Annotated in this window: 5 protein-coding genes; 4 read left to right on the top strand and 1 reads right to left on the bottom strand. The window is 69.2% G+C overall.

Features of this window, described 5'->3' with window-relative positions; genetic code table 11:
• A partial coding sequence (locus HMPREF0975_RS13490; RefSeq protein ID WP_009234766.1) for a DUF1731 domain-containing protein occupies positions 1-370 on the top strand: 370 nt, incomplete at its 5' end.
• A 198-nt stretch (positions 371-568) separates the two neighbouring features.
• On the opposite strand, the gene HMPREF0975_RS13485 is transcribed toward HMPREF0975_RS13490, so the two are convergent.
• A complete protein-coding gene (locus HMPREF0975_RS13485; protein WP_009234765.1) occupies positions 569-1,411 on the bottom strand; it encodes a class I SAM-dependent methyltransferase in 843 nt (280 codons plus the stop codon).
• 185 nt (positions 1,412-1,596) lie between these two features.
• On the opposite strand from HMPREF0975_RS13485, the gene gdhA reads away from it, so the two are divergent.
• The 3 genes from gdhA to HMPREF0975_RS13470 form a co-directional block, all read left to right on the top strand.
• Entirely contained in the window at positions 1,597-2,934 is a 1,338-nt protein-coding gene (gene gdhA / locus HMPREF0975_RS13480; protein WP_009234764.1) for an NADP-specific glutamate dehydrogenase, read from the top strand.
• Between the two features lie 411 nt (positions 2,935-3,345).
• A complete protein-coding gene (locus HMPREF0975_RS13475) occupies positions 3,346-5,739 on the top strand; it encodes a bifunctional metallophosphatase/5'-nucleotidase (RefSeq protein ID WP_009234763.1) in 2,394 nt (797 codons plus the stop codon).
• A gap of 256 nt (positions 5,740-5,995) precedes the next feature.
• Positions 5,996-8,172 (top strand): bifunctional metallophosphatase/5'-nucleotidase (locus tag HMPREF0975_RS13470; RefSeq protein ID WP_009234762.1); only part of this gene is annotated, 2,177 nt, incomplete at its 3' end.

Genomic DNA, 8,172 nt, shown 5'->3' with positions numbered 1-8,172 from the left:
CCGGCTCGGCCGTGGCGATCAGTGGCAGCCGTGGATCGGACTGGAGGATGCCGCGGCCGGCCTCCTATGGGCCATCGAGCACGACGACATCCGAGGGCCGGTCAACCTGACCGCGCCCGAGCCTCTGCGCAACCGCGACCTCCACCGGCTACTGTCCCGCGCCTGCGGCCCGCCCTCGATAGCGGTGGTGCCCCAGGCCCTGCTGGACTGGGCGGGGAGGGGCGGGGCGGCCGGCGGTACCGGAGGCATCGGCAGCATGCTTGCCGAGCTGCTCGGTGCCTCCCAGCGTGCGGTCCCCCAGACGCTGCTCGCCTCCGGCTTCCGCTTCACTGCGCCGGGCGCGGCCTCGATCTGGGGACTCGGCGCCTGATCCCGCCCCGGTGCCGCGGCGACCATGATGTGGATAGCGCGGTGTTGGCTGCCTCGTCTGCCGATGGGGCGTGGGGTGGCGGCCTAGCGGCCGTCAGGGCGCGATGGTCCTGGCCCCGACAGTGCCCGATGCCGGAGCCGCCCTCCTCACCGGCCGGCACGAAGACTCACGGTGCCGGCCGATCTCGTGCGTCCGCCGTCAGGCACGGGCAATGACCTCGCCGTGCACGACGACGAACCAGGCGTCCTCGCTGCCGCCCCACTGCCGCCAGGCCCGGGCCATCGTCTCCAGGTCGGTGCTGTTGGCCAGCCCCAGCTCCACCGCCTGCGGCCCGAAGGAGCTCAGGCTCCGCTGCGCCCAGGTCGTCGACTGCCAGGCGCGGTCGGTCGCAGTGGCGTAGCACCAGGTGGAGGCCGAGGCCGTCACCTCAGTGAACCCCGCCTGGCGGGCCCAGGCGAGCAGCCGGCTTCCGGCGTCGGGTTCGCCCCCGTTGGCTCGTGCCGTGGCCATGTAGACCGAACGCCACAGCCTCATGCCCTCGGACTCCGGGAACCAGGTCATAGCGGAGTAGACGGCGTCGCGCACCGCCACGATCCCACCGGGGCGGGTAACCCGTCGCATTTCGGTCAGGGCGCCCACCGGGTCGCTGAGGTGCTGGAGGACCTGGTGGGCGTGGGCGACGTCGAAGGTACCGTCGTTGAAGGGCAGAGACATGACGTCCCCGTCGGTGAGCTCCACCCTCGCGGACAGATCCCGCTCGGCCAGCGTCGCTCGGGCCGCCTTAAGTGCGCCAGAGGCGGCATCCAGGCCGACAACGCGTCCGGGAGCCACTCGGGCGGCCAGGTCCGCGGTGATGGTCGCAGGCCCGCAGCCGACGTCGAGCAGATCCATCCCGGCGCGCAGGCGGCCCAGGAGGTAGGCGGCCGAGTCCTCGGCGCCACGACGTGAATGCGCGTTGAGGACCGCCGCCCCGTGGCCATGGGTGTAGCGGGCCGCTCCGGATGAGCCGCCGGAGGTGTCCGAATACTGTTCACCGTTCATAACAGGATCATCCGAGAGCTGTGACCTCGGCTGCATTATCGTCCGAAATGCGGCCTTTTCGGCGCCTATGTTTCCTCCGGATAGCGAGATGTTTCGTCTCAGTGAACGTCTCGGTGGAAGTCTTCTCGCGGCGCCGCGGCGACCAGCCAGGTGCTGAGCTAATCCGCTAGGCGAAGGAGTCCCTCATGCAGGACGTTGTCGAGAAGGTCTACGAGCAGGTTGTGGCTCGCAACCGTGGAGAGGTCGAGTTCCACCAGGCCGTCCACGAGGTGCTGGAGTCACTCGGTCCCGTCATCGCCAAGCACCCCCACTACGCCGAGGGCGCCCTCCTGGAGCGCATCGTCGAGCCCGAGCGTCAGATCATGTTCCGAGTGCCGTGGGTTGACGACGCCGGTCAGGTCCACGTCAACCGCGGCTTCCGCATCGAGTTCAACTCGGCGTTGGGCCCCTACAAGGGCGGTCTGCGCTTCCACCCCTCGGTCAACGCCGGCATCATCAAGTTCCTCGGTTTCGAGCAAATCTTCAAGAACGCCCTGACCGCACAGGGCATCGGCGGCGGCAAGGGCGGCTCCGACTTCGACCCGCACGGCCGCTCCGACGCCGAGGTCATGCGCTTCTGCCAGTCCTTCATGACCGAGCTGGCCCGCCATATCGGCCCGTCCACCGACGTGCCGGCCGGCGACATCGGCGTGGGCGGCCGCGAGATTGGCTACATGTTCGGCCAGTACAAGCGCCTGCGTAACTCCTACGACGCCGGTGTCCTCACCGGTAAGGGCCTGGCCTGGGGCGGCTCCCTCGTGCGCACCGAGGCCACCGGTTACGGCACCGTGCTCTTCGCCCAGTCCATGCTCGCCACCAAGGGCGAGTCCCTCGAGGGCAAGAAGGTCCTCGTCTCCGGTGCCGGCAACGTGGCGATCTACGCCATCGAGAAGGCCCAGCAGCTCGGCGCCACCCCCATCACCTTCTCCGACTCCTCCGGCTACGTCGTCGACGAGGCCGGTGTGGACCTCGAGCTGCTCAAGCAGGTCAAGGAGGTCGAGCGCGGCCGCGTGGCCGACTACGTCGAGCGCCGCCCCGGCGCCCGCCTCGTCACCAGCGGCTCGGTGTGGGATGTCCCCGGCGACGTCGCCCTGCCCTGCGCCACCCAGAACGAGCTCGACGGCGACGCCGCGGCCACGCTGCTGCGGGGCGGCTGCGGAGTGGTCTCCGAGGGCGCCAACATGCCCTCGACCCCCGAGGCGGTCGAGGCCTTCCAGAAGGCCGGCATCCTGTTCGGTCCCGGTAAGGCTGCCAACGCCGGTGGCGTGGCCACCTCCGCCCTCGAGATGGAGCAGAACGCCGGCCGCACCCGCTGGGACTTCGCGACCGCCGAGGCCAAGCTGACCGGCATCATGGCCGACATCCACGACTCCTGCGTCGCCGCGGCCGAGGAGTACGGCCGCCCCGGCGACTACGTGCTCGGCGCCAACGCGGCCGGTTTCACCCGCGTTGCCGACGTCATGATCGCCCACGGCATCGTCTGATACCTGGCTGATCCGGGCTCGCGCCCATAGCGACGGCGTCCGTCGCCTCTGAGAAGGAGGTGGCGGACGCCGTCGTTGTTGTGCTAGTGGGGGCGCGCGGTCACGATCGGGCAACCTACCGATCGGATGAGATCGTAAAAACACTGACAAAATCATGGAAGGGGCGTACCGTGGAGATGTTCCTCTCCTCACATGATCCCGATCTCCATCCCTACGTCCCGCGAGGATTGACATGGGAATACTTCCAGCTCGGGGAGCACGAGTCTGTTCAGCGTTGAGCGCTCTGGTGATGGCTGCACTGAGCCCCATGGTCGCGGTTCCGGCAGCATCCCTCATGCCGCCGGCTGCCGCTGTGGAGAAACCTCCCGACGGTGCTGACAGGCTCCGGGGGCCGATGATCCGGGTAACAAGGTGGGCATCAAGCTGGTGGGCCTGGCCGGCCTTCACGGTCACTACCTGGAGACGAGCGGGTTCAACCTGGACACCGAGGAGTACGACCTCCCCAAGGACCCCGGCCTGGTCGGGATCGAGTGCGCTGTCCGTGGGATTCGAGAAGACTTCCCCAATACGCTCGTCGTCTCCTCCGGCGGCAACATCGGGGCCTCGCCCCACGTGTCCTCCTTCCTGCAGGACCAGCCCGTTATCAGTGGGCTCAATATGGTGGAGCTGGATGCCTCAGCCCTGGGGGTCCACGCGCTCGACGGCGGGGTGAAGGACCTCGAGGACAAAATCCTGCCCGCCTCTGACTTCCCCATTCTGGCGGCGAACGTGTCCGGCTCGGATGCCCTGAGCGCCGAGGGGGACGGTCGCGGGGTCTTCATCAAGGAGGTCGACGGGGTGCGGGTCGGCTTCATCGGTGTGGTGACCGATGAGCTGCCCAAGTTGGTCTCCTCCTCCACCCGGGCACAGCTCACGGTCGCCCCGGCGGTGGCCACGGCCAACGCCCGCGCCGCCGAGCTCAAGGATGGTGACCCCGCCAATGGTGAGGCCGACGTCGTCGTCGTGCTCAGTCATGAGGACGCGGCCTCCACGGCCACGAGCTTCTCCAAGAACGTCGACGCCGTCGTCGCCGGACGCAGCCACGTCTCCTACGCGCAGACGGTGACCGGGGTCGAGAGCAATCAGATCGCCGTCGTCCAGCCCGACCACTACGGTCTGAAGCTCGGGATGGTTCGGCTCAATTACGACCGGGACACCAAGAAGGTCTCTGTCGTCAACGTGGAGAATCGAGATCTGAAGCAGGAATACTGCCATGAAGACGATTTCGGCGGCGTCGATATCTTCTCATATAAGAGATACAACAAGATGATGGATCTGGGGGCCGCGCGGCCGGTGGCGCAGCTCGGCGCCGACTACTTGCGTGGTTCGGATGGTGTGACTCCCGGAGTCCACACCGGCACCGAGTCCACGGCGGCCGACCTGGTGGCCGAGTCCTACCGATACTGGCTCGCCGACATTGATCCCATGGAGCAACCGCCGGCCTCCACGCACTATGTGGGAGTAGTCCGGGCCGACGACCTCAAAGCCGATTTCCGGTACAAGAGAACCGGGAACTATCACGGAGAGGTGCCCGCAGATCAGGTCGACGGCCTCTTCACGGTCGACGAGGTCCGTAATGTCTCCCCGGATGACAAGGCAATGGGCTACCTCTCCATCACCGGTGCCGACCTCAAGGCGCTTATTGCCCAGCAGTGGCGCCCCGGAGCGGATCCGTCGGCTCTCCAGCTGGGACTGTCCGCCAACGTCGACGTCATCGTAAACGCCGCCTCCCAGAGCGAGGACGGCGCCGCCCCCTCGATTCGCGAGGTCAGGGTGGACGGACGGATCCTGGAGGACACGGACACGGTGGTCGTGGCCTCCACCACCGAGCTGCTCACCAGTGGCGCCGGCTTCACACTCCCCAACGGAAGCGGGGTCGTGAACGTCGGATCGCTCGGACGCGACATCACCACCAACTACCTAGCCTCCTTCAACCATCAGCTGCTCAAGCCGAGCTACGCCAAGCGCCAGGTGGGCGTGAGTATGACGCTCAAGGGTGCAAGTACGGACACGGTCTCGGTGATGATGGACTCCCTGGCCTACACCCACCCCGCCGAGCAGGTCCTCGAAGCCCGCCGCGTGCGCGCCGTATCCGGGGACAAGGAGTTCTTCAGTCAGAACATCGATCTGACCGTGGATCCCACCGGACCGACTACCGGCAAGGCGAGCTTCGACCTCACGATTCCCGCCGACGCGCCCACCGGCGCCTGCCGCAGCGCGGAGGCCACGACCTGCCGCTGGGTCACTCTCGAGTCCGTCAACGGCGTCGGCCAGGTTCTCAACAGCTTCTACGTCGAGGTGCCGGCCGACGCGAGCTCCGGGGCGACGCCGTCGGCCACGCCCGGTGCGCAGCCGGAACCGTCCGCGACGACATCGCCAACCCCGGCGCCGAGTGCCGAGCCAACAGTCGGCGCCGACCCGACGACGCCGGTCCCCGGGGCAGGGGGAACTGCCTCCCAGGGGCCGGGAGGTGAGGAGTCCGGTGGCGGCTCCGGTGCGGTCCCGAGCGAGAACCCGACGGCCGTACCCGACGGCGGGACCGCTGCCAGTCCGACGGCGCCGGTCGGCGTCGGTGGTCTGCCTCCATCTGCGAGCGGGGGAAGCGCCGGAGGGGCGGAGGCCCGAGGAACCAGTGGCAGGTCGACCAACGGTTCGGGCAGCTGGTCGCTGGCCCGCACCGGGGTGTCCCTGGGCTCCGGCGTGATCGCCCTGACCCTCGTCATCGGCGGCTATCTCATCCTGCGGCGCAGACGGCAGGCCGACTGACGCAGGCTGACGCAGCCGGATGCAGCCTGACGCAGCGGTGAGAAAACCGACGGCTGTGCCCGCCGCCCCGACTCCGGGGCGGCGGGCACGGCGTCGATCGGAGGAGATAGCCCAAATCCGTGAAAAAGGGCTGCGCCGATCCTTGTAGACGCATACGGTTGGCGATGTCCTGCCCGCCCGCCTCCGTCCCTCCACCCATTGGTACCGCCATCCCGATCACCGCTCTGCGCCTGACAGAGAATGACGAAGGAACGACATGCGACTGCTTCCCTCCCGTGCCGCCCGGGCCTGCGCCGTCATCTGCGGACTCGCCCTGACATCCCTCGGCCCCCTCACCCCGCCCGCCGGCGCCGATGAACCGGCTGTGCCTCCCGTGCCTCCCGCTGCTCCGGCTGCTCCCGCCGACGACGCCGCTCCTGCCACCACCATCGACCTGCTGGGCATCACCGACCTGCACGGCCACATCTCCCGCACCACCCAGACGGACCGCGACACCGGGCAGACGTCCGTCGAGGACCCCGGCGCCGTCACCCTGGCCTGCGAGGTCTCCGCCGCCCGCGCCTCCAACCCGAACACCCTGTTCGTCTCCGCCGGCGACTCCGTGGGTGGATCGGCCTACGTCTCCTCCATCCTCCAGGACCGCCCCACCATCGAGGCGCTCAACGCGATGTCCCTGGACGCCTCCGCCCTGGGCAACCACGAGCTCGACCAGGGGTTGACCGACCTCGAGGACCGCATCCTGCCCGCCTCGAACTTCCCGATCCTGGCCGCCAATGTCTCCGGCTCGGCGCCCCTTGCCGCCGAGGGCAACGGACGGGGCGCCTTCATCAAGGAGGTCGGCGGCGTACGCGTCGGCTTCGTCGGCGTCGTCACCGACGAGCTGCCCACCCTCGTGTCGCCTTCGGCCCTGTCCACCCTCTCCCTGAGCCCCGCCGTCGCTACCGCCAACGCCCGCGCCGCCGAACTCAAGGACGGAGACCCCGCCAACGGCGAGGCCGACGTCGTCGTTGTCCTCAGCCACGAGGACGCCGCCACCACCGCCACCAGCTTCGGCGGCAGCGTCGACGCGGTCTTCTCCGGCCACACCCACGTGCCCTTCGCCCAGACCGTCACCGGAGTCGAGGGCAACCAGATCGCCGTCGTCCAGGCCGACCACTACGGCTGGGCCCTCGGACGCATCCGCCTCAGCTACGACCCCGCCACCAGGAGGACCGCCGTGGTCCGCGCTGACAACGAGGACCTGCGCGGCTCGAACTGCACCACCGACGCCTACGGCATGGCCGGGATCGTCGCCCAGGCGGAGAAGGACTCCGCCACCGAGGGCGGTAAGCCGTTGGCCAGGATCGGATCGGACTTCCTGCGCGGCTCCGACGGCACCGGCCCCGGCGCCAACCGCGGCACCGAGTCCACCGCCTCCAACCTCATCGCCGAGTCCTTCCGCAGCTGGCTCGCCACCGACATCCAGCCGGCCGGCTCCACCAGGTACGTCGGCATCATGAACGCAGGCGGCGTGCGCGCCGACTTTCGCTACGCCGCCTCCGGTACCGAGGGCGACGGCGTCCTGACCTCCGGGGAGGCCTACACCGTCCAGCCCTTCGGCAACGAGATGGCCTACACGACCCTCACCGGCGCCGAGCTGAGGACACTCCTGTCCCAGCAGTGGCAGCCGGGCTCCAGCCGGCCCGTGCTCACTTTGGGGCTGTCCAGCAATGTCGACGTCCTCACCGAGGCGAGTACCCCGGGCGGCTCCGCCGCCCCCGTGATCCGCGAGATCCGGGTTGACGGCGAGCCGCTGGCCGACGAGGACACGGTCGTCGTCGCCTCGAACTCCTTCCTGCTGACCGGCGGCGACGGCTACACGGTCTTCAAGGACAAGCCGTCGACCAACACCGGCGTCCTCGACCGCGACGTCACCTCCGCCTACCTGGCCTCCTTCGGCGACCAACCCGTCAAGGCCGGCTACTCCAAGCGGCAGGTCGCGATGAGCGCGGCGCCCTCGGCCGCAGGCGCCGGGGCGGTCACGGTGACCATGGACTCCCTGGCCTACACCAACGCCTCCGAGCAGGCCGCCGGCGCCCACCGCGTGCGCGTGAGCGCCGGGAGCAAGGAGATCCTCAGCCGGGACATCGACCTGACCGTCGACCCCACCGGTCCGACCACCGGCAAGGCCGTCTTCGACCTCGCGGTTCCGGCCGACGCCCCCACCCGAACCTGCCGCACGATTCAGGCCGCCACCTGCCGGTGGGTCGCCGTTGAGACCGTCGACTCCGCGGGCGCGGTCCTCAACAGCTTCTCGGTCGAGGTCGCCGTCGACACAGGCGACGGCGATGACAACGCGCCCGGCCCGCAGGCCGGTGGCGGAGCCGAGCCCTCCGCGGCTGCGCAGCCCCAACCCGTCGGCACGACCGGCACCGGTGCTCCGGCTGCGGCCCG

The sequence above is a fragment of the Actinomyces sp. oral taxon 849 str. F0330 genome, assembly GCF_000239715.1.
Classification (GTDB): domain Bacteria; phylum Actinomycetota; class Actinomycetes; order Actinomycetales; family Actinomycetaceae; genus Actinomyces; species Actinomyces johnsonii.
This window is presented reverse-complemented; position numbering and strand designations above follow the sequence as displayed.

Coding starts and splice junctions, on each gene's coding strand:
- HMPREF0975_RS13485 (WP_009234765.1), bottom strand. CDS start 1,411: ATGAACGGTGAACAGTATTCGGACACCTCCGGCGGCTCATCCGGAGCG.
- gdhA (WP_009234764.1), top strand. CDS start 1,597: ATGCAGGACGTTGTCGAGAAGGTCTACGAGCAGGTTGTGGCTCGCAAC.